General features: G+C 72.0%; 25 protein-coding genes. 8 read left to right on the top strand and 17 right to left on the bottom strand.

Annotated elements, in window-relative coordinates; genetic code table 11:
• Window positions 1-5 precede the first annotated feature (5 nt).
• The 4 genes from eboE (at window position 6) to ACFVVO_RS31675 (ending at window position 5,454) form a co-directional block, all read left to right on the top strand.
• Window positions 6-1,175: a metabolite traffic protein EboE gene (eboE, locus tag ACFVVO_RS31690; RefSeq protein WP_390059523.1), complete on the top strand. Its 1,170-nt coding sequence runs from the start codon at window positions 6-8 to the stop codon at window positions 1,173-1,175.
• Window positions 1,172-2,575 carry an alkaline phosphatase family protein gene (locus ACFVVO_RS31685; protein WP_390059521.1) on the top strand — a complete coding sequence of 468 codons (1,404 nt, stop codon included), beginning with the start codon at window positions 1,172-1,174 and terminating at the stop codon, window positions 2,573-2,575. Before eboE ends, ACFVVO_RS31685 begins: the two co-directional genes overlap by 4 nt.
• 11 nt (window positions 2,576-2,586) lie before the next feature.
• Window positions 2,587-3,726 carry a sugar phosphate isomerase/epimerase family protein gene (locus tag ACFVVO_RS31680; protein ID WP_390059520.1) on the top strand — a complete coding sequence of 380 codons (1,140 nt, stop codon included), beginning with the start codon at window positions 2,587-2,589 and terminating at the stop codon, window positions 3,724-3,726.
• A 153-nt stretch (window positions 3,727-3,879) separates the two neighbouring features.
• Window positions 3,880-5,454 (top strand): hypothetical protein, encoded by a 1,575-nt coding sequence (locus tag ACFVVO_RS31675; RefSeq protein ID WP_390059519.1) that lies wholly within the window; start codon window positions 3,880-3,882, stop codon window positions 5,452-5,454.
• 41 nt (window positions 5,455-5,495) lie between these two features.
• Here the strand turns inward: ACFVVO_RS31675 and ACFVVO_RS31670 are convergent, their stop codons facing one another.
• The 3 genes from ACFVVO_RS31670 to ACFVVO_RS31660 all read right to left on the bottom strand — a co-directional run bounded on the left by ACFVVO_RS31670 (window position 5,496) and on the right by ACFVVO_RS31660 (window position 8,797).
• Window positions 5,496-6,764, bottom strand: a complete 1,269-nt coding sequence (locus tag ACFVVO_RS31670; protein ID WP_390059517.1) for a hypothetical protein — start codon at window positions 6,762-6,764, stop codon at window positions 5,496-5,498.
• 132 nt (window positions 6,765-6,896) lie between these two features.
• Window positions 6,897-7,745: an alpha/beta fold hydrolase gene (locus ACFVVO_RS31665; protein WP_390059516.1), complete on the bottom strand. Its 849-nt coding sequence runs from the start codon at window positions 7,743-7,745 to the stop codon at window positions 6,897-6,899.
• Window positions 7,746-7,825: 80 nt separating this feature from the next.
• On the bottom strand, window positions 7,826-8,797 hold the full coding sequence (locus tag ACFVVO_RS31660) for a LysR family transcriptional regulator (RefSeq protein ID WP_390059515.1): 972 nt from the start codon (window positions 8,795-8,797) through the stop codon (window positions 7,826-7,828).
• A 185-nt stretch (window positions 8,798-8,982) separates the two neighbouring features.
• Between ACFVVO_RS31660 and snpA the strand changes: the two genes are divergently transcribed.
• Window positions 8,983-9,666, top strand: a complete 684-nt coding sequence (gene snpA, locus ACFVVO_RS31655; RefSeq protein WP_390059514.1) for a snapalysin — start codon at window positions 8,983-8,985, stop codon at window positions 9,664-9,666.
• 105 nt (window positions 9,667-9,771) lie between these two features.
• Here the strand turns inward: snpA and ACFVVO_RS31650 are convergent, their stop codons facing one another.
• The 13 genes from ACFVVO_RS31650 to ACFVVO_RS31590 form a co-directional block, all read right to left on the bottom strand.
• A complete protein-coding gene (locus ACFVVO_RS31650; RefSeq protein ID WP_390059513.1) occupies window positions 9,772-10,575 on the bottom strand; it encodes an enoyl-CoA hydratase/isomerase family protein in 804 nt (267 codons plus the stop codon).
• Window positions 10,572-11,861, bottom strand: coding sequence for a cytochrome P450 (locus ACFVVO_RS31645; RefSeq protein WP_390059511.1), 1,290 nt, complete (start codon window positions 11,859-11,861; stop codon window positions 10,572-10,574). Before ACFVVO_RS31645 ends, ACFVVO_RS31650 begins: the two co-directional genes overlap by 4 nt.
• Before the next feature lie 56 nt (window positions 11,862-11,917).
• The gene (locus tag ACFVVO_RS31640; protein WP_390059509.1) at window positions 11,918-13,276 is read right to left on the bottom strand and encodes a cytochrome P450; all 1,359 of its coding nucleotides are present in this window, start codon (window positions 13,274-13,276) and stop codon (window positions 11,918-11,920) included.
• A 13-nt stretch (window positions 13,277-13,289) separates the two neighbouring features.
• Complete coding sequence (locus tag ACFVVO_RS31635) at window positions 13,290-13,850, bottom strand: ATP/GTP-binding protein (protein ID WP_143634278.1); 561 nt, start codon at window positions 13,848-13,850, stop codon at window positions 13,290-13,292.
• Window positions 13,851-13,853: 3 nt separating this feature from the next.
• The gene (locus ACFVVO_RS31630; RefSeq protein WP_390059508.1) at window positions 13,854-14,237 is read right to left on the bottom strand and encodes a DUF742 domain-containing protein; all 384 of its coding nucleotides are present in this window, start codon (window positions 14,235-14,237) and stop codon (window positions 13,854-13,856) included.
• Window positions 14,234-15,073: a roadblock/LC7 domain-containing protein gene (locus ACFVVO_RS31625; RefSeq protein ID WP_390059506.1), complete on the bottom strand. Its 840-nt coding sequence runs from the start codon at window positions 15,071-15,073 to the stop codon at window positions 14,234-14,236. Before ACFVVO_RS31625 ends, ACFVVO_RS31630 begins: the two co-directional genes overlap by 4 nt.
• On the bottom strand, window positions 15,070-16,251 hold the full coding sequence (locus ACFVVO_RS31620) for an ATP-binding protein (protein ID WP_390059505.1): 1,182 nt from the start codon (window positions 16,249-16,251) through the stop codon (window positions 15,070-15,072). The genes ACFVVO_RS31625 and ACFVVO_RS31620 overlap by 4 nt, the downstream gene beginning before the upstream one ends.
• Before the next feature lie 802 nt (window positions 16,252-17,053).
• Complete coding sequence (locus tag ACFVVO_RS31615; RefSeq protein WP_390059504.1) at window positions 17,054-17,599, bottom strand: hypothetical protein; 546 nt, start codon at window positions 17,597-17,599, stop codon at window positions 17,054-17,056.
• 15 nt (window positions 17,600-17,614) lie between these two features.
• Window positions 17,615-17,872, bottom strand: a complete 258-nt coding sequence (locus tag ACFVVO_RS31610) for a hypothetical protein (protein ID WP_390059503.1) — start codon at window positions 17,870-17,872, stop codon at window positions 17,615-17,617.
• A 135-nt stretch (window positions 17,873-18,007) separates the two neighbouring features.
• The gene (locus ACFVVO_RS31605) at window positions 18,008-18,823 is read right to left on the bottom strand and encodes an ABC transporter permease (protein ID WP_390059501.1); all 816 of its coding nucleotides are present in this window, start codon (window positions 18,821-18,823) and stop codon (window positions 18,008-18,010) included.
• A 12-nt stretch (window positions 18,824-18,835) separates the two neighbouring features.
• The gene (locus tag ACFVVO_RS31600; protein ID WP_390059500.1) at window positions 18,836-19,729 is read right to left on the bottom strand and encodes an ABC transporter permease; all 894 of its coding nucleotides are present in this window, start codon (window positions 19,727-19,729) and stop codon (window positions 18,836-18,838) included.
• A 3-nt stretch (window positions 19,730-19,732) separates the two neighbouring features.
• Window positions 19,733-20,929 carry an ABC transporter substrate-binding protein gene (locus tag ACFVVO_RS31595; protein WP_390059499.1) on the bottom strand — a complete coding sequence of 399 codons (1,197 nt, stop codon included), beginning with the start codon at window positions 20,927-20,929 and terminating at the stop codon, window positions 19,733-19,735.
• A gap of 89 nt (window positions 20,930-21,018) precedes the next feature.
• The gene (locus ACFVVO_RS31590; protein ID WP_390059497.1) at window positions 21,019-22,050 is read right to left on the bottom strand and encodes an ABC transporter ATP-binding protein; all 1,032 of its coding nucleotides are present in this window, start codon (window positions 22,048-22,050) and stop codon (window positions 21,019-21,021) included.
• Window positions 22,051-22,142: 92 nt separating this feature from the next.
• Between ACFVVO_RS31590 and ACFVVO_RS31585 the strand changes: the two genes are divergently transcribed.
• From ACFVVO_RS31585 to ACFVVO_RS31575, 3 genes are all read left to right on the top strand, one after another.
• On the top strand, window positions 22,143-22,901 hold the full coding sequence (locus tag ACFVVO_RS31585) for a FadR/GntR family transcriptional regulator (RefSeq protein ID WP_390059496.1): 759 nt from the start codon (window positions 22,143-22,145) through the stop codon (window positions 22,899-22,901).
• Between the two features lie 37 nt (window positions 22,902-22,938).
• The gene (locus ACFVVO_RS31580; protein ID WP_390059495.1) at window positions 22,939-23,721 is read left to right on the top strand and encodes a cache domain-containing protein; all 783 of its coding nucleotides are present in this window, start codon (window positions 22,939-22,941) and stop codon (window positions 23,719-23,721) included.
• Between the two features lie 106 nt (window positions 23,722-23,827).
• On the top strand, window positions 23,828-24,589 hold the full coding sequence (locus ACFVVO_RS31575; RefSeq protein WP_390059494.1) for a beta-glucanase: 762 nt from the start codon (window positions 23,828-23,830) through the stop codon (window positions 24,587-24,589).
• A gap of 90 nt (window positions 24,590-24,679) precedes the next feature.
• Here the strand turns inward: ACFVVO_RS31575 and ACFVVO_RS31570 are convergent, their stop codons facing one another.
• Window positions 24,680-26,158 (bottom strand): glutamate-cysteine ligase family protein, encoded by a 1,479-nt coding sequence (locus ACFVVO_RS31570; protein WP_390059492.1) that lies wholly within the window; start codon window positions 26,156-26,158, stop codon window positions 24,680-24,682.
• Window positions 26,159-26,229 lie beyond the last annotated feature (71 nt).

Below are 26,229 nucleotides of genomic sequence, written 5' to 3'. Positions count from 1 at the left end.
CCGCAATGCGGCTGCGTCACCCCGACGGCACCACCGTCCACCTCGCCTACTGCACCAACGTCCACCCCGCCGAGACCCTGGACGGCGTCCTCGCCCAGCTCCGCGACCACTGCGAGCCCGTGCGCCGCCGCCTCGGCCGCGACCGCCTCGGCATCGGCCTCTGGCTCGCCCGCGACGCCGCCCGCACCCTGGACGGCGACCCCTCCGCCCTGCGCGCTCTGCGCCGCGAACTGCGGCGGCGCGGCCTGGAGGTCGTCACCCTCAACGGCTTCCCGTACGAGGGGTTCGGCGCCGCCGAGGTCAAGTACCGCGTGTACCAGCCCGACTGGGCCGACCCGGAGCGCCTCGCCCACACCACCGCCCTGGCGCGGATCCTCGCCGCGCTGCTGCCCGACGACGTCACCGAGGGCAGCATCTCCACCCTGCCGCTCGGCTGGCGCACCGCCTGGACCGCCGACCGGGCCCGGGGCGGGCACCGGGCCCTGCTGACCCTCGCCGAGCGCCTGGACGCCCTGGCGGAGCTGACCGGCCGTTCCATCCGGGTCGGCCTGGAGCCCGAGCCCGGCTGCACCGTGGAGACCACCGGCGACGCCCTCGCCCCGCTCACCGCCGTGGGGCACCCCCGCATCGGCGTCTGCGTGGACACCTGCCACCTCGCCACCTCCTTCGAGGAGCCGCGCGCCGCGCTGGACGCCCTCGCCGCCGCCGGCGTACCCGTCGTCAAGTCCCAGCTCTCCGCCGCGCTGCATGCCGAACACCCCGCCCGGCCGGCCGTCCGCACCGCCCTCGCCGCCTTCGCCGAACCCCGCTTCCTGCACCAGACCCGCACCGTCACCGAGACCGGACTGCACGGCACCGACGACCTCGACCAGGCCCTCGGCGGCGACGCCCTGCCCTCCGGCGCACCCTGGCGGGCCCACTTCCACGTCCCGCTGCACGCGGCCCCGGCGGCACCCCTCACCGCCACCCTCCCCGTGCTCAAGGCCGCGCTCGCCCGGCTCGTGGGCGGCCCCCGCCCGCTCACCCGGCACCTGGAGGTGGAGACCTACACCTGGCAGGCGCTCCCGCCCGAGCTGCGCCCCCGCGCACGCGACCGGCTCACCGACGGCATCGCCGCGGAACTCGCCCTCGCCCGCGACCTGCTGACCGACCTCGGCCTGAAGGAGCTGCCATGACCGCGACCGGCCGGCCCACCCCGCTGCTCGTCCTCGACGTCGTCGGTCTCACCCCGAAACTGCTCCGCCACATGCCGCACCTCGAGGCCCTCGCCGCGGCCGGCTCCCGGGCCCACCTGGGCACCGTGCTGCCGGCCGTCACCTGCGCCGCCCAGTCCACCTTCCTCACCGGCGCCCCGCCGGCCGAGCACGGCATCGTCGGCAACGGCTGGTACTTCCGCGAACTCGGCGACGTCCTGCTGTGGCGCCAGCACAACGGGCTGGTCGCCGGGGACAAGCTGTGGGACGCCGCCCGCCGCGCCCACCCCGGCTACACCGTCGCCAACATCTGCTGGTGGTACGCGATGGGCGCCGACACCGACATCACCGTCACCCCACGCCCGGTCTACTACGCCGACGGCCGCAAGGAACCCGACTGCTACACCCGGCCGCCCGCCCTCCACGACGAACTCACCGAGAGGCTCGGCACCTTCCCGCTCTTCCACTTCTGGGGGCCCGGCGCCGACCTGGTCTCCAGCCGGTGGATCATCGACGCCACCCGGCACGTCATCCGCACCCGCCGACCGGACCTGACGCTCTGTTACCTCCCGCACCTCGACTACGACCTGCAGCGCTACGGCCCCGACGACCCCCGTGCCCTGCGGGCGGCCGCCGACCTCGACGCGGCCATGGCCCCACTGCTGGACGACGCCCGGGCGGAGGGCCGTACGGTCGTCGCCCTGTCCGAGTACGGCATCACCCCGGTGAGCCGGCCCGTGGACATCAACCGGGCCCTGCGCCGCGCCGGCCTGCTGGAGGTGCACACCCAGGACGGTATGGAGTACCTCGACCCGATGGCGTCACGCGCCTTCGCCGTCGCCGACCACCAGATCGCCCACGTCTACGTCCGCCGCCCCGAGGACCTCGCCGCCACCCGGGCCGCGCTCGACGGACTCCCCGGCATCGGCGAACTCCTCGACGACGAGGGCAAGAAGGCCCACCAACTGGACCATCCACGCGCCGGCGAACTCGTCGCCGTCGCGGAACCGGACTCCTGGTTCACGTACTACTACTGGCTGGACGACGACCGCGCGCCCGACTTCGCGCGGCTCGTCGAGATCCACCGCAAACCCGGCTACGACCCGGTCGAGCTGTTCATGGACCCGCTCGACCCCTACGTGAAGCTCAGGGCTGCCTCCGCCCTCGCCCGCAAGAAGCTCGGGCTGCGCTACCGCATGGCGGTCGTCCCCCTGGACCCCTCACCCATCCGCGGCAGCCACGGCCGGCTGCCCATGAGCGACGACGACGGTCCGCTCCTCCTGTGCTCCACCCCCCGCGCCGTCGGCGACCGCATCGCGGCCACCGACGTGAAGTCACTCCTGCTCCGTCTCGCCGGTCCCGGCGCCGACGCCCCGTCCTGAGGAAGGCACCCGTGAACAACACGCATGACATCGACGACCAGTTGCGCCGCAGCCTCGGCATCGGCCGCCGCGGCTTCCTGAGCACCTGCACCGCCGTCGCGGCGGGCGCGATCGCCGCGCCCGTCCTCGGCGCCGCTCCGGTGCACGCCGCGCCCAAGACGGCCTCCTCCGGCCGAGGTCACACCCTGGTGCCCGCGGACAAGCGCGGCATCATCCTCTACACCGTGCGCGACGCGATCGGCCGTGACCCGCTGACCAGCTCCCTCCCGTCCGGCTTCCGCGCCGTGTTCGAGCAACTGGCCCGGTTCGGCTACCGCCAGGTCGAGTTCGCCGGCTACGGCCAGCACGCCAACGCGCCCGGCGGCGCGAACCTGGAGTCCGTCGAGGGCGCCAGGATGCTGCGCCGCTGGCTGGACGACAACGGGCTGCGCGCCCAGGGCAACCACGGCTTCATCCCCGGCTCCTGGCCGCTCGGCAGCGCCGACCTGGACACCTTCAAGAAGCACCTGGAGATCGCCAACATCCTGGGCATGGCCCACGTCGGCACCGGTGGAGACCCCACCAGCAGCTCCTACAGGGCCGACTGGGACGTGGCCGCCGACAAGTGGCACGCCCTCGGCGCGCTCGCCCGCCGCGAGGGACTCAAGCTGTACACCCACAACCACGACGCGGCCTACGGCTTCCTGCTCGACGGCGGCCCGCTCGACGACCAGGGCCGCCCCACCCGCAGCTCCGGCATCCGCAAGCTGGAGTACTTCCTGTCCATCACCGACCCGAAGCTGATCTGGCTGGAGATGGACATCTTCTGGGCGCACGTGGCCCAGTACAAGTTCCGCACCTACACCGCCCACGACGGCTCCACCCGGACCGACGTCTTCGACCCGGCCGGCCTGGTCGAACGCCACGACAAGCGCTACCCCCTGTTCCACGCCAAGGACGGCGTCGTCAACAACACCAACGGGATGGGCTACGACATGGTCCCGTTCGGTACCGGCGTCATCGACTACACGACGTTCTTCTCCCGTGTCGGCCACCGCAATTACCACAATCCGATGGTCGAGCAGGACAACGCCCCGAGCGGCACCAACCCGGGCCAGTCCCTGGAACACGCCGCGATCGGCTACCGCAACCTGGCCGCCCTGCGCCGCTAGCGGCGGTCCGCAGTGGAGGGCCGTGCCGTGCCCCGGCGCGGCCCTCCGCCGCCCCCGCGGACACCGTCCCGGACACCCCCTGTCGGGGCCGCCCCACCGGCCTTACACTGCCCATCCGCAGACATGTGGGGACAGTTGACGGGGGGAGCCGCCATGTCCGGAAATCCGTACGGCCCGGGACCGGGATTCGCCGTACCGCCCATGCCCCAGGCACCGCCGCCCGCGCCGCCGGACGGCCTGCGGGCGGCCGCCGTCGCGGTGCTCAACCTGAGCGGTCTCGGCCTCGGCTACGCACTGGTCCGAAAATGGCTGCCGATGGCCGCCTGCTGGGCGGGGACCGCGGTCCTGCTGCTCGTCGCCCTGCCCGCCGACCCGGACGGCGTCCCGGGACTCGCCCTCGTCCTCTACGGCGTACTGCTGCTGCTCGCGGCCGTGCACGGCGCGGTCGTCGGACTGCGCACCCGGCTCACCGGACCGGCCGGCGCGCCCCTCGCCCTGCTGCTCGCCGTACTGCTGCTCGCCGTTCCCGCGGGCGGCGCCGTCCGGTACCGGGACGCGCGGGAGGAGGCCGTGCAACAGGCGCTCCTGGACCGTCTCGAACGGGCCGACCACCTGGTGACGGCGGCCGGCCGGCACTCCTTCGCCACCGCCCGGTCCGACTACCTGACCGCCCTGGACGTCTACCGCGACCTCGCGGTGGAGCACCCCGGCTCCCGCGCGGCAGGCCAGGTCCCCGACCGCATGCGGACCTACTACACGACGGTCGGCGCGGCCTACGGCCACCAGGACTACTGCGCGGCCGTCGAACCGCTCACCTACCTGCGCACGGTGCCCCGCACCATGCCGAAGCGGCAGCTCGGCTCACTGGCCCGGTGGCCGGACGACCGCCTCGCCACCTCGCTGTACGAGTGCGGATCGGCAGGCCTGACGGGCGGTGAGGCGGACTGGGTCGCGCGCTTCGGCGACCTGCTGACCGCCTTCCCGCGGTCCGCCCCGGCGGCCAGGGTGGCGCCCGCGGTGGACGCGGCGGTACGCAAGGCCGAGAAGGGCGTCGGCGGCGGTGAACCCTGCGCGGCCGTCGAGCGGTTGAACAGCCTGAACAGCCGGATCACCGACCTGGCGCGCAGCGCGGCCGGCGCTGCGGACACGGCGGACGACCTCACCAGAACAGCCGGCCGGGCGGGCCGCAGCGGGAACGCGGGGCAGTACTCCTGCGGCGTAGACCAGTTCAAGGACGGCGACTTCGACGCTGCGCGGAAGACGATGGAGGATTACGCCGACGGCAACAAGCACGGCGGGAACCTGGAGCGCGCCAAGAAGATAGCCATCGGCGCCGAGGTGGCCCGGACGCTGCCGGCCGCGGGGAAGAAGCTGCCCACCACCGCCTCCGGCGGCAGCATCTCCGTCACGGTCAAGAACGACAGCCCCGACGACGTCACCGTCCTGTACACGGGACCGGTCACCGGCAGCTTCACCCTCAAGGGATGCGGCAGTTGCAAGGCCTACTCACTCTCCAGCACGCTCATGACCGGCTTCAAACCCTGCGACGACAGCGGCCGGCACTACCCGCAGCGCACGCTCAGCCTGCCGGTCGGCACCACGTACTTCGTGCACAAGCCGCACGGCGACAGCACCGCCACGCCGGCCTCCGACACCGCCACGCTGCGGTCCGGGTACGTCTACACGGAATGCGCCTACACGACCCGGACCCTGGGGTCCACCTACTGACCGCGCGGGGCGGGCCGGGCCCGCCCCGCATCCGGTCACCGTCAGCGCTGCCGGGCGGCGCGGCGGCGGACCGCCAGAACGGTGCCCGCGCCGAGGACCACGGCCCCGGCCGCCGCGCCCGCCAGCGGCAGGGCGGGTCCGGCGCCGGTGTTCGCCAGCCCACCGCCGGTGGCGGCCGAGCCAGTGGTGCCGGTCGTGGCCGTGCCGCCGGTGGCACTCGACCCGGAACCGGAGGCCGACCCGGACGCCGAGCCGCCGGTGGTTCCGGTGCCGGAGCCCCCGGTGGTGGACGTCGAGCCGCCGCCCGTCGTGGAGCCGGCGCCGGTGACGTCGAGCACGATGTCCGCGGTGTCGTTCGCCTTGTGGGTGTCGAACGGCCTCGGCTGCCCGGCGAGCGCCACCGAGCCCCTGGCCCCTGGCACCGCCTTGTCGATCCTCAGCTTGAACCGGTAGGTCCCGCCTTCGCCCTCGTTGATCCAGGCCTGGGCGGTGCCGCACTCGTAGGTGCCGGATCCCAGACTCTTGCAGAATCCGTCGGTCTTGGTGACGGACGTACCGGCGGGCATCTTCACACGGACCCGGGTCGCCCCGGCGCCGATCTCCCGCAGCACCCAGCCGGGCCCGGCGTTGGTGAACTTCACCACCAGCGGCACCGTGTCCCCGGCCCGGCCCTTCATCCGGGCCTCGCCCACCTGGAAGTCGGCCGTGTTCTTCGCGGTCACCTTCACGGTCGACGCGTCCCAGCCGGGGTGCTGGGCGCTGCCGGGGGCGGCCGGGGTCTCGTCGGGCCGCTCCACCAGCCTCAGCGCGGGCCCGGTGCCCCGCACCGGCTCGGAGGCGCCGTCGCCCTGACCGGTCTCGGTGCTGTCGACCGTCACCCGCAGCTCGTCGTAGAGGGCGTGGTCGAGCGCCTTCAGGGTCAGCGGCCGCTCGGGGGCGTAGACGACGCCCGGCTTGACCGTCTGGTCGAACTCGCAGACCACCACCGAGTGGCTCGGCTCCTCGTCGAAGTCGGTGATCTCGTAGCGGGAGCAGTTGGAGGGCACCTCGGTGTGGGCGAGCCCGCGGGTGACGGAGTACGACATCCAGACCTTGCCGAGCGCCGCGGTACCCGTGTTGGTGAATGAGGTCGGGACCGTGAACTCGCTGCCGGGTCGCAGCCCGTCGATCGGGGCGATCTTCCCCAGGACAAGGGCGGGTTCCGGGTCCGCGGCACCGGCGGGGGCGGCACCGAGGGCGATCAGGGCGACGGCGCCGACGGCACCGGCGGTTCGGCGCGTTGCGCGGGAGCCGGAGAGCGTGGGGGGCATGGAATCCTCGTGGGTGGAGCGGCTGTTGCGGACAGGTGAACCTGGAGGGAACGCGCGTTCCCCGAAGGAAGACCCCCAAGACCGCCCGAGGGTTGCACACGGACCCGGATCGGCCGCGGCCGCCGGGTGCCGTCACCCCCTGGCGTGCCGGACCAGCCACTCCAGGGCGCCGGCGGCTCCGGCCAGCACCGAGATGTGCCCGTCGGCGGGCCGCGGCCGGAGTTCGGCGGACGGGCAGCGGCTCGCCAGCCACCGTCCGTGGGCGAGGGGGACGACCCGGTCCAGCCCGCCGTGCAGGATCAGCACCGGAGCGGTGACCGACGCCGGATCGCATCCCCACGGACGGACGTAGGCCAGATCGTCGTCGATGAGCCCGCCGGGACCGGCGGCGACGGCCGGCCGGACGACCTTGTCGAACCAGGACCAGTCCCCGGCGAGCGCCGCGTGGTCGGCCGGGGTGAACATCTCCGGGTCGTACTCCGCCTCCGCCTCGTGCCGTTCCTTGGCCTCGCGGCCCGCCGCTGCCGCCGTGAGCGAGGCACGGCAGGACGGGGCCATGCCCGCGAACCAGTCGAGCCCCCCGGCGCCGAACGGGGCCAACCCGGACACTGCGACCACGCCGAGCACACGCTCGCGCAGCACCGCGGCACAGGCCAGGGCGTGCGAGGCGCCGCCGGAGTGGCCCATGACCGCAAACCGGCCGAGGCCGAGCGCGTCGGCGACCCGGCGGGCGTCGTCGGCGGCCGACGCGACGGTACGCCCGGGGACCGGAGCAGATCCGCCGTACCCGGGCCGGTCGTACGACACCCAGCGGATCCCGAGCCGGGCGGAGGCGGCGAAGAGCGGCTCGGGCGGCAGGCCCACGTTGGGCGTGCCGTGCTGCCACAGGACGGGAAGACCGCCGGTTCCGGTGTCGTAGACGCGCAGCCTGCGGCCGTCGGGCGAATCCACGGTGGACTCGCCGACCTGAACGTTCTCCATGATGCGGTTCCTCCCGGAGGGGCGCGGACGGGGATACGGCCGGCGTACTGACCCGGCAGCCGCCCGGAAGTCATCGTTCCTCAGGCGCCCACCGCACGCAGAGCCTGTGCGGGCCGCCCGGCGGCCCCGCGCGCCAGCCACTCCTGGTATGCCGGCGCCTGACGGGCCGCCTCCCAGTAGGCCTCCTCCAACTCGCGGCAACCGGCGCCGAGTTCGTCCGCCGTCCGGGCCGCGAGCAGCAGCCGTACTCCTATCGGGTCACCCTGGAGGGGCCGGATGACCAGGTCGGAGCGGGGCGGGAGCGCGGTCGGCTGGCTGACCGTGACCACCTCGCCGATGGCGGCCAGGAAGTAGGCGGTGAGGTAGTCGCCGTGCAGCAGATCGGGCTCGATCCCGGCGGCGCGCAGCACCCGGCACACCCCGTCCCACTCGCCGTCGACCGTGGCGTCCACCATCCAGCGGTCGTGCGCCAGATCCGCGAGACGCACCTCGCGGCGGGCCGCCGCGGGGTGGTCGGCGGCCATGGTGACGAACTGGGGCTCGCGCTCCACCAGGACCCGCAGACACAGCCCGTCCGGGACGCGCAGCGGGCTGCCCTCGACCTCGTGCACGAACGCCAGGTCGAGCCTGCCCTCGGCGACCTGCCGCAGCAGGGCGTTCGCGGACACGTCCATCTGCAGGCTGGGCTCGACGGATGGAATGCGGGCGCGCAGCCGGCTGAGCCAGCCCGGAATCGCCCGGCTGGCCGTGGCGCCGATGCGCAGCCGGGGACCGCCCGCCGCGCGGGCGGCCGCGGCCCGTGTCTCGGTCACGATCGCGGTGAGTTCGGCGACCAGCGGCCGGGCACGGCTCACCACGATGTGTCCCAGCGGCGTGGGGCGGCTGCCCATACGGTCGCGGGTGAAGAGACGGCCGCCCAGCAGCTGCTCGATACGGCGCAGCTGAGTGCTCAACGAAGGCTGGGCCATGCCCAGTTCACGAGCCGCCTTGTGCAGGCTGCCGGCGTCCGCGATGGCGCACAGCACGCGTAAGTGCCTCACCTCGAGCTCCATGCGCGGAGCGTAAGGGCTGCGTCTGATGAGGCGCCAGATGTTCAAACGCCAACGGAACAGCACGAGTCGCCCTGATAGCCGTGCGCTATCCCCAGTTGCCATCATCCGCTCGGCCACCGGGCTGACCCAGACTCTTGGGCGACCGATCGTTCACCACCCCACACGAACGAGTAGGAGCCCCCCACATGACGTCCACCCGTACGTCCTCCACGTCCGCGAAGGCCTCCAGGAGACTGCTGGCGCTCGGCCTGGGCGTGACGTTCGCGGCCCTGGGCAGCGCGATCCCGGCGAGCGCCCAGACCACCGGCTCCACCGCCATCGTCCGGGCCGGCTACACCGGCTCGGCCCACGAGGCGGCCAACAACAAGGCGTTCTTCGAGGCCGTGCTCAACTCGGTCGCCAAGAAGCAGGCGGCGCACCCGAACCTGCAGTCGGTGACCGTGTACTACAACGCCTCCCAGGCGCCGACGTTCCGCTCCCAGATATCGAGCGCCGCCTCGATCTGGAACAGCTCCGTGAGCAACGTCAAGCTGCAGTCCACCTCGGGCAGTGCCGACTTCTCGTACTACGAGGGCAACGACTCACGGGGCTCGTACGCCTCCACCAACGGCCACGGCAGCGGCTACATCTTCCTCGACTACGCGCAGAACCGGCAGTACGACTCGATCCGCGTCGCCGCGCACGAGACCGGTCACGTGCTGGGGCTGCCGGACCACTACAGCGGCCCGTGCAGCGAGCTGATGTCGGGCGGCGGACCCGGCACGTCCTGCACCAACCGCTACCCCAACGCGACCGAGCGGTCGCGCGTCAACCAGCTGTGGGCCAACGGTCTCGCCAAAGCCCTCGACAAGCTGAACAAGGTGGGCTGACACCCCGGGGGCATCCTCCGCCCCCTGCTGGAAGCGGGCCGTGCCACCGGCGGCACGACCCGCTTCGCCATGCCGCCCCGCCCACTCCCGGTCGCGGTGACGGTGTCAGTCGTGTTCCCCGGCCCGCCGCGGGCGCGGCCGGTTGAGCTCCGCGGTCAGCAGGTGTGCGTCGAGCAGCGCGACGTCGGCGGTGCGGGCGGCCCGTGCGTGGCCCGCGAGCATGCGCTTGGTGAGGGTGACGGCCTCCGGCGAGCGCCGGACGAGCGGCCTCACCCACGCCTGGACGGCTGCGTCCAGTTCGCCGGGCGGTGTGACCTTGTGCAGCAGACCGAGCCGGTGGGCGGTGGCCGCGTCGAAGAGGTCGCAGGTGAGCATGAGTTCACGGATCCGCGCGGCACCGCCCTCCACGATGAGGCGGCCCATCGCGCCTCCCCAGGCCGGCGGCAGCCCCACGCCGATCTCGGGCATGCGGAACCGGCAGGTGTCGGCGCCCGCGCGCAGATCGCAGAACGAGGCGAGCGCGAGGCCGGCGCCGATGACCCTGCCGTGCAGCCGGGCGATGGTGACGGCGTGGGTGTTCTCCAGGGCGTCGCACACCCGGTGGGCCTTGTCCGCGATCCGGCGCATCACGGCCCCGGTCGGGTCCTCCGCCAGCGCGGCCTGGTACTCGTTCCGGTCGGCGCCCAGACAGAAGTCGTCGCCGGCGGCCGACAGCACCAGCACCCGGACGTCCGAGCGGTCGTGCAGGCCGTGCAGCAGGTCGGCGAGGTCGTCGAGGGCGGCCACGGTCAGCGTGCTGTCCCGCCCCGAGGGGTTGAGCCGGACCCGCAGGACGGGTCCGTCCTGCTCGGCGTCCAGCGCCTTGCCGTGGAACGTGGTGGCGGGGGAGGGGGTGATGATCTCGGTCATGAGAGGGCGACGTCCAGGTTCAGCAGGCGCCGGAAGGCCACACGCGGTGCCCAGGACGGCCGGCGTACGAGGGTCAGGCCGGGGAAGCGCCGGACCAGTTGGTGGAGCAGGGTCTGGGCCTCGAGGCGGGCCAGCGGCGCGCCGAGGCAGTAGTGGATGCCTCCGCTGAAGGACAGGTGGCCCGGTTTGCGGTGCAGGTTGAACAGCTCCGGGTCCGCGTGCCGGGCCGGGTCGCGGTTGGCCGCGCCCACCATGAGGTGGACCATGTCGTCCTCGCGCACCTCGGTGCCCCCGAGCACGCAGTCCCGGGAGGCGACGCGGCTGATGACGTGCGTGGGCGGGTCGTAGCGCAGCGACTCCTCGACGGCGGCGGGGACGAGGTCGGGACTGACGGCGAGCCGGTCCCACTGCCGGGGGTGCTCCAGCAGCAGCAGGGCCGTCGTCGACAGCAGCGTGGACGTGGTCTCCAGCGCCGCCAGCAGGAAGAACAGCGCCAGGTGGTAGACCGCTTCGTCGGCCTTGTCGCGGTCGCTCTCCATGCCGTCCCACACCGCGATCCAGCGGGACACGGGGTCGTCACCGGGATGCGCCCGCCGGTCGCGGACCAGCGCGGTGAAGTAACTCCGCAGTTCGGCCGTGGCCGCGTCGGACAGGGCCAACTGGCTGGCCGAGGGGAGCAGTTCCTGGGTGAAGACCTGGTCGTGGGTCAGGTCCCGCAGCCGGGGGAAGTCGGCGGCCGGCAGCCCCAGCCAGTGGCCGATGGTGGCCACCGGCAGCTCCTCGCTCACCAGGGCGTTGAAGTCCGCCTCGCCGTCGCGCAGCCGGTCGGCGAGGGTGTCGAGGAGGCCGCCGGTGAGCTGCTCCACCGTCCCGCGCAGTTCCTCCAGGGAGGTGCGGTCGAACATGCCGGCGGACCGGCGCACCCAGGTGTGGTCCGGGGGGTTGAGCGCCGGCAGCGTCCTGCTCATCTCCCGTGAGGAGGACGCCGTCCAGCGTGTTCCGTCCCCCTGCTGCTCCCGCCAGCGCGTGTCGGGTTCCAGCCACTCGCGGCCGCGCAGGACCTGGTCGCACAGATCGAAGCCGGTGACGAGATGACCTCCCCACGGTGCCGCGACCACTCCGCCCCTCGACCGAAGCTCCGCATAGATCGGAAAGGGGTTCGCCTGACCCTTCGCCGTCCGCAGCCGGGAGAAGAGCGAGACGGCGAAGCGTCTGTCGGCGGGCGGAGTTGTCGCGATCTCCACGACGGTCCCTTCTTGATCGTCAGCATCGGGCGCGCCATGCATACCCCACCGATGGCTGATACATACAAGATGACTATGCGCGGCGCGAGTTGCCTACGTCACTCTCCTCTGGTCCATGCCAGGAACCGGCTGAACAGACCGGGCCTCCCCTTGGGCGCGGCCGACGCCATCGGCTGCGGCGACGGGCCGGGGGCCCGGTGCGCGGTGCTCGCGGCCGGCTGGGGTTCCGGCGCCTGCGCAGGCATGACGCTGCGGGGCGTGAACCGGACCGGCAGGTTCACCAGGGAACGGCTCCAGGGGGCCGGCACCCAGTTCAGGTCCTTGAAGGGAACCCGGACCTCGACGTCGGGCAGCCGGTTGAGCAGCGACTCGACGGCGGTGACCGCGATCACGAACGCCGGGTCCTTGGCCGGGCAGGCGTGCGGCCCCGCCCCGAAGGCCAGATGGGCCTTGGCACTGAGCTGTTCGCGGTGCTCGGCCAGCCGGGGGTCGGTGTTGGCCGCGGCGAAGGAGATGAGCACCGGGTCGTTGGCCCGGACCGTCCTGGCGCCCAACTCCACGTCGTGGGTCGGGTAGTGGGCGGCGTAGTTGGCGATCGGCGCGTAGTTCCAGAGCACCTGGGTGACGGCGTCCTCGACCGGCAGCCCGGTCTGCCAGTCCTCGCCGAGGATCAGGGCGCCGGCGCTGCCTATGGTCGCCGACAGGGGAGCCGTGCCACCGGAGAGCAGGGTCACCAGCTGGTGCAGCACCTCCTCGTCGGTGAGCTGCGCGGAGTGCTCCATCAGACGGGTCGTCAGGTCGCTGCCGGGCCGGCGCCGCTTCAGCGCGATCAGCTCGCCGAGCGCCTCGCCGAGCACCTGGTCCGCGCCCGCCGTTCCGTCGAAGATGCCGCTGATGCCGACGATGACGCGGTCACCGATCTCGGGCGGGCACCCGAACAGGTCGCTGAAGACCAGCAGCGGCAGCGGCTGGGCGTACTCGGCCATCAGCTCGGCCTGCCCGAGCCGGTCGGAACTGAAACGGCTGATCAGGTAGTCGGCCGACTGCTGGGTCTGCCGCACCAGCTGGAGTTCGTTGACACCGGCCAGACTGTCGGTGACCGCCTGGCGCAGCCGGGCGTGCGCCGCCCCGTCGCTGAACAGCGCGTTGGGCCGGTACCCCATCATGGGCAGGGCCGGGCTGTCCGTGGGCACGCGTCCCTCGTTCAGCGCCCGCCAGCGCCGTGAGTCCCGGACGAACGAGGCCGGGTTCTGCAGGATGTACAGGGCGGCGTCGTAGCTGGTGACCAGCTCGACCTCCACTCCCGGGGCGATGTCCACCGGTGCGCTCGGGCCGAGGCGGCGCAGCTGTTCGTAGTGGGCGTCCGGATCGGAGCCGAACTCGGGCCCGTAGAGCGGGACGTTGCCGTGCGCGGGGCAGCCGGGCGGTGGCCCCTGGATGCCGGGAGGCTGCTGCATGTGGGGGTGGCTCCTAGTCGAGAAGGGACAGAAGGTGGTGGACGAGGGTGATCAGAGCCTGTGCCGACGACTGCTGGTCGCGTACGTCGCAGGCGACGACGGGGGTCCGCTCGGACAGGTTCAGCGCTTCGCGGATCTCCGCGAGCGGGTAGTCGGTCGTGCCCTCGAAGTGGTTGACGCCGATGGCGTACGTGAGGCCGAACCGCTCGACCAGGTCGAGGACGGGGAAGGAGTCGGACAGCCGCTCGGGGTCGACGAGGACCAGTGCGCCGAGTGCGCCCCGGGACAGCTCCTCCCACATCTCCTTGAAGCGCTCCTGACCGGGCGTGCCGAAGAGGTAGAGCACCACCTCGTCGCTGATGGTCAGGCGGCCGAAGTCCATGGCGACCGTCGTGGTGGTCTTGTCCGGGGTTCCCGACAGGTCGTCAAATCCCACGCTGGCCTCGGTGATCTCCTCCTCGGTCCGCAAGGGCTCGATCTCGGAGATGCTCCCGATGCACGTGGTCTTCCCGACCCCGAAGTGCCCCACCACGAGGATCTTGACCGCGGTGAGAACACCTGAATCCAGGTACACGAATCACGCTCCGAATCGGGCTTTGAGGCCGTCGAGTACGGCGTTGAGCACTTCCCGGTCGACACGTTCGGCGGGGGGAACCGGCTTACGCGCGATGATGTGGCCGCTCTCCTCCATCTGCGCCAGGAGAATCCGCACGATCCCCAGTGGCAGATGCGTGTGGGCGGCCACTTCGGCCACGGAGAGAAAGCCCTCCGCCACCAGTTCCAGAACCCGGCGCGCCTCCGGCGAAAGGGCGCGCACCGAAGCGGCGGCATCCTGCTGCGCGGACACCAGCGTCGTGCGCTCGTAGGCATTGTCCGGTGGCAGGGCCCGCCCGTTCGTGATCACGAAGAGCGGGACTAATGCCGAGGTCAGCTCGAGTTCCTCGTGCGGCTCGTCATTCACGTACGGCTCGCCTCCCCGCGTGGTGCCAGATATCCGTTCAGCCGGGGTACCGCCTGATGCAGACGGGTGGTGAACTCCTCGATATCGGCCTCGTGTTCGGCGGCGGCGGCCAGGAAGGCGCCGTGCCCGGCCGAGATCAGGAAGATCCAGCCGTGCTGGAACTCGATGACCGTCTGCCGCCACTGCGCCGCCGGATCCGGCCCGGCGAACTGCGAGGTGGCCCTGCTGTAGGCGTGAATGCCCGTCATCGCCGCCGAGATGGTGTCCGCCAGGTCCTGGCTCATGCCCGTGGTGGCGCCGCGGGGCAGGCCGTCGTGACCCAACAGGACGGCGTGACGGGCGCCTTGCACCTCACCGATCGCCGCGTCGAGGTCCGCGATCGGGATCCCCGTGCCGCCCACCGCCACCTGCTGGGCTCCGCCGGAAGGTCCGTCGGGGCTCTCCGTGTGTACGCGCGGGGGCGAGGTGAGGTTGTTGCCGAGCCGGGCGACGAGCCGGTGCATGCGGAAGGAGATCTGCTGCATGTCGACGTCGGGCGCCGCTGCCGCGGCGAGATAGGCGCCCTGGCCGGCGCCGATCAGGAAGATCCAGCCGTGCGAGAACTCGATGATCGTCTGGTTCCACTGCCTGTCCGCCCCGGGCCCGGCGAAGTGGGAGGTCGCCCGGCTGAGCGACTGCATGCCCGCCATGGCGGCGGAGATCGTCCGCACGTCCTTCTGGTCCATGCCGTCGGTGGCGCCGCGGGGCAGGCCGTCCGCGGACAGCAGGACGGCGTGGCGCGCCTTCGGCACGTTGTGCACGATGTCCTCGAGCATCCACGACAGGTCTGTGGTCATGCCTCATCGGACCCTTCGGACGGCGCCGAGGCGAGATTGCGGCCCGAGAGCGTGCCGCGCTGGAAGGCTCCCAGGCTCCGGCCGACGGCCCGGCCGGCCTCCTCCGGCGCGGGGGCGGGCGAGGTGGTGGCGTCCTGGTCGGGAACGCTGGCGATGGGCACCTGACGGGCACCCCGCCGGGGCAGGCCGTGCGCGGTGCGGGCCACCGGCTCGGGCCGGCCCACGCTGCCACGGATGCCGCTGACCTGGGGCTCCTCGGGCACCGCCGGCTCCTCCTCGGTCCACAGTTCCTCCGGCAGCAGGACGACCGCCCGCACACCGCCGTAGCGGGAGACGCCGGTCACGTCCACCCGGAATCCGTACTGACGCGCGAGCAGGCCGATCACCGGGAAACCGAACTTCGGCTGGTTCCCGAGGTGCGAGAGCCGGGGGCTGAAGTCACCGGAGAGCAGCGCGGAGGCCTTCTGCCGGTCCTCGTCGTTCATACCGACACCGGCGTCGTCGATGACGATGCACAGGTTCTTCTGCACCCGCTGGAAATTGACCTCGATCGGCGAACCCTGCTGGGAAAAGCTGGCAGCGTTGTCAAGAAGTTCGGCGACCGCGAGGGCGACCGGGGAAACGGCGGCCGCCTTCAATGCGAGACCGGTCTGCTGCATGATTTCGACGCGCCGGAAGTTTCGAATCTGACCCTGCGCGCTGCGCACCACGTCATAAACACTCGCGGGCCTGTTGCGGCGGCCCAGCGGTGCACCGCACATCACCGCAATTCCCTGTGCCTTGCGCGCCATCTGCGCATTGGCGTGACTGACTTCCAGCAAATCGCCCAGTACGGAATGGCCACCATATTTGAGCTGGATTTCCTCGAGCAGCGCGAGCTGTTCCGCGGCAAGGCTCTGCAGAAAGCGCGCCGATCCCTTGAGGACGGCCTTGGTGCTTTCCTCGGCCGCCTCTTCGGCTTCCGCGATGGTCTTGTCGTGCTCGGCTCTGTGCTGCTGCAACTCTGCGCTTAAAGCAGCCAGTTGGCTGTCGGCCGCGCTCAGCTGCCGGGTGAGTTCGGCCTCGGCCAGGCGCTTCTTCGCCGCGATGGCCTTGTTGCGACGACTGAGCGCGAGTGCCGCGGCGACGGCGACGACCGCCACTGCGACCAGGCACCAAACGAGTGCGTCTCGAAACATGGATACCTTTCCTATGTGTAGCCTGCAGCCATCGGTGGACGGATGTCGGGGGAATCCGTGGCACAACCGCTCGGAACGACTCGGCCGACTTCGGGTCGAGAAGCCGGTCCCAGTGCAACGCCCGAGCCGAGTGGACCAAGGTCGCAGACGCGGGGATGCTATCACTGACTTGGAGAAACGTTTGCAACGCGGAGTGGCCGTATCGGACCGGCCCTGAGCGTTGGTTCCGCCTGTTTTGTGGGCGTACCGGTTGCCGTGTGCGGCCCAAGTAACCGCCGGTTGTTCGCCGGGGTGTCTATTGAATGCGCGGCGGCCGTCACTTGCCCGTCATCGCGCCGGACTCATTGCCCTTTGTCGGACTTGAGATCGCGCGCGCCCGTATACAGTCGAACCGCGCACCACCGGACCCGGCGCGGCTGCCGCCGGCCGCGACCCGGGCGTACGGCTCCTGCGCGGCGCCGTCTACGCCGTGCCCGACGACAGCCGCCGCTGGAACTGGGTGACCCCGTGCGGCGCGGCCGCCGCGAGCAGTACGGCCGGGCCTGCCACCATCCCGCCGACACCCCACCAGCCCGGCGGGGCAGCCGCCGGTGCATCGGCGGCCCGGCGACGAGCAGCGCGAACGGCGGCAGCGGGCGCGGACGGATGCCGTCAGCCGAACAGCGGGAACCGGTGCGCCGCGGCGCCCAGCGCGCCGCGTCCGGTGTCCCGAGAAGAAGGGCCGGCAGGATCCGCACCCACAGGCGCCGCCGAGGCGGCCTCGCGGGCCGCGCACGGCGTCAGTGCCGCGTCCGTGGCCCGGTCACCGGTCATGCGGCTCGTCGTCGGTGGCGCCGGACCCGTGCCGGTGATCGGCCAGCGCCGCTCGCATCCGGCACAGCCTCTTGTGCTGGAGGTTGCCGTAGGGGATGGACCAGCCGAGGAAGACCACGGTGAGCAGCGCGAGGCCCAGGGTCTGGCGCGGCCCGGCGGTCAGCGCCGTCACCGAGCAGAAGAGCAGGGCGAGTCCGACCTGCGCCGCGACGCGGTGCCGGGTGCGGTGCAGTCGCTGCTCCACCAGGGCGCGCATGGCTTCGCGCTCCGTGGGATCGGCGGGGACCTCGCCCCTGCGCAGCCTGCCGTCCAGGCCGACGAGCCGGTCCGTGGAACCGCCGGCCGCACGCTTCTCCCCGCGACGCGCCGCCACCACCACGGCGATGGCTCCCAGCGAGCACAGCGCGGTCCGCGTCAGGACCGAGGCGGCCGAACGCGACGGGTACAGAAGCAGGATCAGTGCGCTCCCGAGCAGTACGGACACGACGATCTGCAGCCACAGGTGCCGCCCTATGAAGTCGGTCAGGCGTTCCACGACCGTCTCCGGCCCTCAGCGGCGCAACCGGCGGCGGCCGGCCACCCGGGCGGCCGGCGCCACGGCGAGCAGGACCCAGGCCACCGCGCTGTACGCCCAGGCCGTCGTCCCGCGTACCGCTCCGACGACGCTCCACACCGCCCAGAGGGCGAGGACGGCGCACCCCGCCGTCCACGCGATGTCGGCGATCCGGGCGCGCAGCTGCGCGCGCTGCGTGGTGCCCGGTTCGAGGTCACCGAGCCCCCGGTCCAGCGGTGTCCCGCGCGATGTCACGACCGGTCTCCTCCCGTTTCGGCGTCCGAGGCCTGTCGCGTACCCGGCCGCGGAAGGAGCATGTCGTCAAATGCCGTACCCAATACGGATGTTGGAGGTCCGCTTCGAAGTCCCGCCGCCCGGTCGCGCGGTCCGTCACACCCGGCTCGACGTGGCCGTGTCCGCGGACAGCCGCTGGGCGGCGTAGATCGGGACGACCGAGAGCAGGACGAGGACCGCGGCCACCACGTTCACCACGGGCGCCTGTTGCGGCCGGGTCATGTTGTCGAAGATCCAGATGGGCAGGGTCTCGATGCCGGGGCCCGCGGTGAAGGTCGTGACGACGATCTCGTCGAAGGACAGGGCGAAGGCGAGCAGGCCCCCGGCCAGCAGGGCGGAACGGACCAGCGGGAAGGTGACGTCCGCGAAGGCACGGAAGGAGCTCGCGCCGAGGTCCATCGCCGCCTCCTCGTACGACGCCGCCGTACGCCGCAGCCGGGCCACGACGTTGTTGAAGACCACGACGATGCAGAAGGTGGCGTGACCGACGATCACGGTGAACAGGCCGAGGCCCACGCCGAGCGGCTTCAGGACGGTGCCGAACGCGGAGTTGAGGGCGATGCCCGTGACGATGCCGGGCAGCGCGATCGGCAGCACCACGACGAAGGACACCGTGCCGCGGCCGAAGAAACGGTGCCGGGCCACCGCGAACGCGATCAGCGTGCCGAGGACCAGCGCGATGGCCGTGGCCCCGAGACCCGCCTTCACCGACACCCACACCGCGGCCCGCGCACCGGAGTTGCCCGCGGCCACGGACCACCAGTGCAGGGTGAGCCCCGGCGGCGGCCAGCTCGCACTGCGGTCCGGGCTGAGGGAGTTGACGAGGACGAGCAGCAGCGGGACGTAGATCACCGCGAAGCCGAGTGCGGCGCCCAGGCGCAGGGCGATCCGCGCGGTGTGGCCGAGATGCATGGTGCTCCTCCTCTACAGGTTGTTCAGGGCGCCCGTACGGCGGATCGCCAGCAGGTACAGGACGATCACGACCACGGGGACGGTGCCGAGCGCGGCGGCCATGGGCAGGTTGAGTTCGATGTTGGAGTACACGAGGTTGCCGATCAGCTGGGTCTTGCCGCCGACGATCTGCACGGTGATGTAGTCGCCGAGGCTGAGCGAGAAGGTGAAGACCGATCCGGCGGCGACCGAGGGCAGCACCATGGGCAGGACCACCGAGCGAAAGGTGCGGCCGGCCCGCGCGCCGAGGTCGGCCGAGGCGTCGAGCAGGTTGTCCGGGAGCTGCTCCAGGGCCGTGTGGACCGGCAGGATCATGTACGGCAGCCACAGGTAGGTCAGGGTGAGCACGGTGGCGGGCAGGCCGAAGCCAGGACCGCTCAGCCCGAACGGCCGGAGCATCCAGTCGGCCAGACCGCCCTCGGCGAGTATGAGCCGCCAGGCGTACACCTTGACCAGGTAACTCGCCCAGAGCGGGGTGAGGATGGCGACCACCAGCAGCGGGCGCCACCTCGGCCGGGCCACCCGCGCGGTGTAGAAGGCGACCGGGAAGGCGATCACGGCGCACAGCACGGTCACCGCCAGGGCCACGCCGACACTGCGCAGGACCACCTGGCGGAACACCGGTGTGGTGAACAGCGCGTGGAAGTTGTCCGTCGACCAGACCTTCACCACCTGGGAGGTGAAGGAGTTCGTCGTCCAGAACGCCGAGACGAACAGAACCGTCAGCGAGCCGAGGTAGAGGACGGCGAGCCACAGCAGGGGCGCGGTGAGCAGCAGCGTCAGGCGCAGCCGGGGCCGGCGGTGCAGTGTCCCGGCGAGCCGCCGGACGGTGCCCCGTCCGGCGGCCGGCGTCGCATCGGTCGTCACCGCTCAGCCCTTGATCTCGGTCCAGGCCTGCACCCACTTGGCGTACGGCACGCAGCGGACGTCGGTACGGCCGTCGAGGCACTGCTCGATGGGCGTGTTCCAGAAGGCGATGTTCTTCCAGTACCCCTCGTCGGAGGCGTGGTAGGTCGCGCAGAAGGTCTTGTCACTGGTCTCGGAGCAGGCCTTGGCGTTGGCCGGGGCCTCCCCGAAGTACTCGGCGACCTGGGCGTTGACCTTGGGCGAGACGATCCAGTCGAGCCACTTGTAGGCGCAGTTGGGGTGCTTGGCCTTCGCCGAGACCATCCAGGTGTCGGACCAGCCGGTCGAACCCTCCTTGGGGACGAACGCCTTGACCTTGGCGCCCTCGTCGGCGGCGAGGCCGGCGATGACCTGCCAGGTGGTGCCGACCACGGAGTCCCCGCTCTTGAAGGCCGAGACCTCCTTGAGGTAGTCGCTCCAGTACTCGCCGATGTCGCCGTTCTGCTTCTTCAGCAGCGCCACGGCGGCGTCGAACTGCTTCTGGTCGAGCGCGTAGGGGTCCTTGATCTTCAACTCGGGCTTGGTGGCCTTGAGATAGAGGGCCGCGTCGGCGATGTAGATCGGCGAGTCGTACGCGGTGACGTGCCCCTTGTGCCGCGCGGCGTCGTCGAAGACGGCCGACCAGGAGGTGGGCGCCGGGCTCACCTTCTCGGTGTTGTACATCAGCAGGTTGGCGCCCCGGCCGTGCGGGATGCCGTACATCTTCCCCTTCACGGAGTTCCAGGAGCCGTGCTTCAACCCGCTGAAGACGTCCTTGTAGTTGGGGACGAGCGCGGTGTTGACCGGAGCGGCGTCACCGGAGGCGATCAGACGCAGGGAGGCGTCACCGGAGGCGGAGACGGCGTCGTACTCCCCGGTCTTCATCAGCTTGACCATCTCGTCGGAGCCGGTGGCGACCTTGGAGTGGACCTGGCAGCCGGTCCGCTTCTCGAAGTCGCCGACCCAGTCGACCCTGGGGTCGTTGGAGCCGTCCTCGACATATCCGGCCCAGGCGATCAGGTTGACCTGGCCCTCGGTCCGGCCCAGTTTCGTGGGCGCCTTGAGGTCGGGAGGGTTGAGGCCGGTGGCGGCGGAGCCGCCGGAGCCGGAGGAGTCGCAGGCGGCGGCGAGCAGCAGTGCGGCGGCGCCGGCCGCGGTCTTCAGGGTACGGGTGAGACGCACGACGTTCTCCAGGGGTGAGGGAGCCTTGCGCGGAGCGGGAGAGCGGGAGAGCGGGAGAGCGGGAGAGCGGAGGGGACGGGGCGGGTGGGTCAGGTGGGGAGCTGGACGGCGTGACCGCGGTGCCAGCGCAGTCTGACCCGGGTGCCGCGGTAGGCGGCGACGTCCTCGGAGGAGGTCTCCAGGTTCTGCTGCAGGGCGGTGAGCCGGCCGCCGCCGTCGAGGTCGACGAGGAACCGGGTGGCGTCACCGAGGTAGACGACCTCGGCCACGGTGCCGGTCGCGGTGGCGTGCCCGGGCTCGTCCGCCTCGGCGGACTCCTTCAGCACGCGGATCTTCTCCGGGCGGATGTTGTACGTGCCGGGCGCGCCGACGATCCGCCGGGCCGCCTCGCCCTCCAGCAGGTTCGAGGTGCCGACGAAGGAGGCGACGAACGGGGTGGCGGGCCGTTCGTATATCTCCGCCGGAGTGCCGACCTGGGCGATGCGGCCCTGGTCGAAGACGGCGATGCGGTCGCTCATCGTCAGGGCCTCCTCCTGGTCGTGGGTGACGAAGACGAAGGTGATGCCCACCTCCCGCTGCAGCGCCTTGAGTTCGACCTGCATCTGCTCGCGCAGCTTCAGGTCGAGGGCGCCGAGCGGTTCGTCGAGCAGCAGGACCCGGGGGCGGCCGACGAGGGCGCGGGCGAGGGCGACACGCTGGCGCTGGCCGCCGGACAACTGGGCGGGGCGGCGCCGGCCGTAGCCCTCGAGACGGACCTCGGCCAGTGCCTTGCGGGCGCGCACCAGGCGTTCGGCCTTGGGGACCTTGCGGATCCGCAGCCCGTAGGCGACGTTCTGCTCGACGGTCATGTGCGGGAACAGGGCGTAGTCCTGGAAGACGGTGTGCACGTCCCGTTCGAAGGGGGCGAGGCGGGTGACGTCCTGCCCGGCGAGTTCGATGCCGCCCCCGGTGGGGGTCTCGAACCCGGCGATGAGCCGGAGGACCGTCGTCTTCCCGGATCCGGACGGGCCGAGCATCGAGAAGAACTCCCCGTCCCGGACCTCCAGGTCCACTCCGGCCACGGCGGGCGTCTCCCCGAACGACTTCCGCAGATCCTGCAGCCGGATCGCAATTCCCTCCATGCGGGAACCTTTCTGGCGCGCTCAACGTTGACCGCAAACATATGAAGTCATAGTTCTAATCTCAAGGGCCCCTTAAGGTAAAGCTTGAGTCAATGCATGAGGTGGTGGCCGTGAGGCAGCACGAGAGGGAGGGCGGCGCCCGCCTGGCCGTCTTCACCCCGGTGGACAGCCGGGCGCGCGTGGACACCGTCGTCCGCCGCATAGGCGACGCGATCGAGCTCGGCCTGCTCGCCGACGGCGAGCAACTGCCCGGCGAGAGCGACCTGGCCGGGCAGCTAGGCGTCTCCACCGTGACCCTGCGCGAGGCCCTCATGGCCCTGCGGCAACAGGGCCTGGTCACCACCCGCCGGGGCCGCGGCGGCGGCAGCTTCGTCTCCCTGCCCGAGGTGCCCGCCGCCGACCGGCTCGAGGCACGGCTGCGCGGCTGGAGCACCGACGAACTCCGCGACCTCGGCGACCACTGGGCCGCTCTGTCCGGCGCCGCCGCCCGCCTCGCCGCCCAGCGCACCGAACCCGGCGACCTGGACCCGCTGCGCCGCACCGCCGATGAACTGGCGCGGGCCCGGGAGACGGCCGCGCGCAGCCGTCTGTACGGCCGCTTCCACGTCGAACTCGCGGCCGCCGCCCAGTCCGCCCGGCTCACCCGCGAACAGGTGGCCCTGCAGAGCGAGGTGGGCGCTCTGCTGTGCCTGGTCCTCGGCAGCGACGAATATCGTGAAGAAGTGGCGGAGCGTCACCGCTCCGTAATCTCCGCCGTGCAGGATGGGGCCGACCAAACGGCCGGCACGCTGGCCGAGCGGTGCGTCAGGGACGCCACGGCACGGCTCGTCGCCGTACGCCTCACCCTCTGAACGCGCCGCGTCCGGTTCCCGTCCGCTGGAGGACACCATGGGCTGGAGCCCCGGGCAGGCCGCCTCGGCGGCCGCCACGCTGGACACGGACGTCGAGGCCTGGGTGGCCTCGCAGGTGGGCGGCGCGCTGGAGACGGTCTTCGAGGCCGTCGCCGCCACCCGGGCCGACACCACGGCCCTGCTCGCCAGGGTGTCGACACGCGGCGGGCGCCCCGCGAGCGTCGACCTCGCCGCCCTGCGCCCCGGACTGCACCACCGGCTGACCAGCCAGGAACTGGTCTCCGGCGCCGGCTTCGTGGCGGCCCCCGGCCTGCTGGCCGACGTACCGGCGTGGCTGGAGTGGTGGCAGAAGGGCACCGACGGAGACCTGCGGCCCCTGCTGCTCGACCTCGACCCCGACCACTCGGCCTACTCCGACTACACGCACTGGGACTGGTTCACCCTGCCCCGCGACACCGGCCGCCGTGCCGTGGCGGGCCCCTACGTGGACTACCTCTGCTCCGACGAGTACAGCCTCACCCTGTCCGCCCCCGTCGAGACGGGAGGGCGCTTCGCCGGGGTCGCCGCCGCCGACGTGTACCTGCGGCACTTCGAGGCCGCCGTACTGCCCCTGCTGCGCCGGCTGCCCCGCCCCGCCCATCTGGTGAACGCCCGCGGCCGGGTCGCCGCCTCGGCGGACCCCGCGCACCTTGCCGGCTCGCTCACCAAGGGTCCCGGCTTCGGCGACCTGCTCGCCGGGTCCGCGCCCGCCGAGCACGCCGGCCTGCGACTGGTGCCGTGCCACGGCGTCCCGCTGGTCCTCGTCCTGCGCGAGGGCTGAGCACGCTCCGGCGCGTGCGCGGGCGCCCTTCACCCGGACGGGTCATTCCCGCGACGTTCCGGCCGTCCCGGCGCATGGGCGGCCCCCAGCCGGTGAGACATCGGTCATGGAACAACCGACACCGAGCGGCCCGGTTCCGGCTCCGCGCACTCCGTCCGGGCCCGACGTGGTGTTCACGGCGGACTTCACCTCCGAACGCCAGTGGGTCGCGGGCCGTTCGTGGGCGTATCCCGACGGCGGCCCGGTCAACCCCGGCGACGACAAGCTCGACCACCTGGTGTCCGACGCCGCCTACAGCCGGTCGGGTGTCTTCCGGGCCAGGCGAAGGCCGGACGGCCGGTGGAACACCGGACTGCTGACCACGGAGGGCAGCGAGGAGGCCTTCCTGGTCCGGACGGGAGACGTCCTCACGGCCCGGGTACGGCTGCCCCGGGAGACCGGCGCCTGGCCCGCCATCTGGACCTGGCGGGACGGTGACCAGGAGATCGACGTCTTCGAGTACCACCCCGACAACCCGGATCTGCTGGAGTTCTCCAACCATGTGCGCGGCAGCGGCAGTTACTTCCGTGACGATGCCGTCCGCCCCGGCGCCTGGGTCGACCTGCGGACCGACTTCGGCGCCCGGTCCGTCGTCTGGTGGGTGAACGGCGCCCGGGCCTTCGCGGACCGGCGAGGGGTGGGTTCCGGCTGGCACGCCCACCTCATCGTCAACCTGTCCGTGTGCGCCGGGCGTTACCACCCCGCCCCCGACCGGTCGGCGACCGCGATGTCGTTCGAGGTGAGAGACCTGGCCGTGCGGCGGCCGCGGAGCGCCTCGGCAGGGGAGGGGGAGGCGGTGGTGGAGGGCGGCGAGGAGCAGCCCGCCTGACGCCCGCCCCGGCCGCCGGCCCGGCCGGGCGCCGCCGGGGCCCGACCCGTGATCGTCGCCACCGGCGGCCGCCTTCCGCGAGCCGCCCGGTCAGTCCACCGGCCAGGTGTGGACCGGGGCGTTGAGGTGCATGTAGTCCATGTACAGCTCGGTCATCCGGCGCAGCGCCTCATGGCGGCCGGCCTGGGTGCCGGACTCGATGCGGTGGAACATCTCCTTCTGCCACACCGCCCCGTTGCGGGCGGTGACGCAGCGCTGCTCGATGATGCCGAGCAGCGGCTCCCGCCAGGCCGAGTCCATGCCGGAGTGCTCGAGACCGCGGTGCGCCAGCGGCAGCAGCCGGCGCAGTACCAGTTCGGGTACCGGGACCTCGCCCATGCCGGGCCAGTACAGCGGGGCGTCGATCCCCTGCCGGGCGGCCGTGTGGAGGTTGTCCTCGGCCGCGGCGAAGGACATCCGCGACCACACCGGCCGGTCCTCCTCCACCAGGGCGCGCGTCAGCCCGTAGTAGAAGGCGCCGTTGGCGAGGGTGTCGGCGACGGTCGGCCCCGCGGGCAGCACCCGGTTCTCGATCCGCACATGCGGCTTGTCGTGGGCGATCGCGTACACCGGTCGGTTCCAGCGGTAGATGGTGCCGTTGTGCAGGGACAGTTCGGACAGCTCGGGGATGTCCCCGCGGTCCAGTGTCTCGCCGGGTTTCTGCTCGTCGCACAGGGGCAGCAGGGCCGGGAAGTAGAGCAGATTCTCCTCGAACAGGTCGAAGACGCTGTTGATCCACCGCTCGCCGAACCACACCCGGGGACGTACCCCCTGGATCTTGATCTCCTCGGGACGGGTGTCGGTCGCCTGCTCGAACAGCGGCACCCGGGTCTCGTGCCACAGCTCCTTGCCGAACAGGAACGGCGAGTTGGCCGCCAGCGCCACCTGCACCCCGGCGATGGCCTGCGCCGCGTTCCAGTAGCCGGCGAAGCTCTCCGGGGACACCTGCAGATGGAACTGGGTGCTGGTGCACGCGGCCTCCGGGGTGATCGTGTCGGCGTACGTCCGCAGCCGGTCGACGCCGTCCACCTCGATCCGCAGGTCCTCGCCGCGCGCCGCGAAGACCTGGTCGTTCAGCAGCCGGTAGCGCGGGTTCTCCGACAGGGTCCCCTCGCCGATGTCGTCCTGCCGCAGCGTGGGCAGGATGCCGATCACGACCAGGCGCGCGCCCACCGACCTGGCCCGCTCGTCCGCGTGGTTCAGCGCCGCGCGGATCTCGGACTCCCAGGCGTCGGGTCCGCCCTCCGTCAGTGCGCGGGGCGGCACGTTGATCTCCAGGTTGAACCGGCCCAGCTCGGTGGACCAGGCGGGGTCCGCGATCGCCTCCAGCACGGCGGTGTTGCGCATCGCGGGCTCGGCCGCGTCGTCGACCAGGTTCAGCTCGATCTCCAGCCCCACTTGGGGCCGCTCCGCCTCGAAGAGCTGCTCACGCAGCATCTGGGCGAAGACGTCGAGACACTCCTGCATCTTGATCCGGTACCGGCGCCGGTCCTCACGGGTGAAGACGAGCGCCGGGACGTCCCGTCCCATCGGCCCTCCTGGATCGCGCTCCTCGAAAGACCTCCCGTCCCAGGGTGGCACCACCGGGCGAACCGCACCAT

It is taken from the genome of Streptomyces sp. NPDC058145, from assembly GCF_042884245.1.
Lineage (GTDB): Bacteria > Actinomycetota > Actinomycetes > Streptomycetales > Streptomycetaceae > Streptomyces.
Note: the sequence above shows the minus strand (reverse complement) of the source record. Positions and strands in the feature narration are given on the sequence as shown.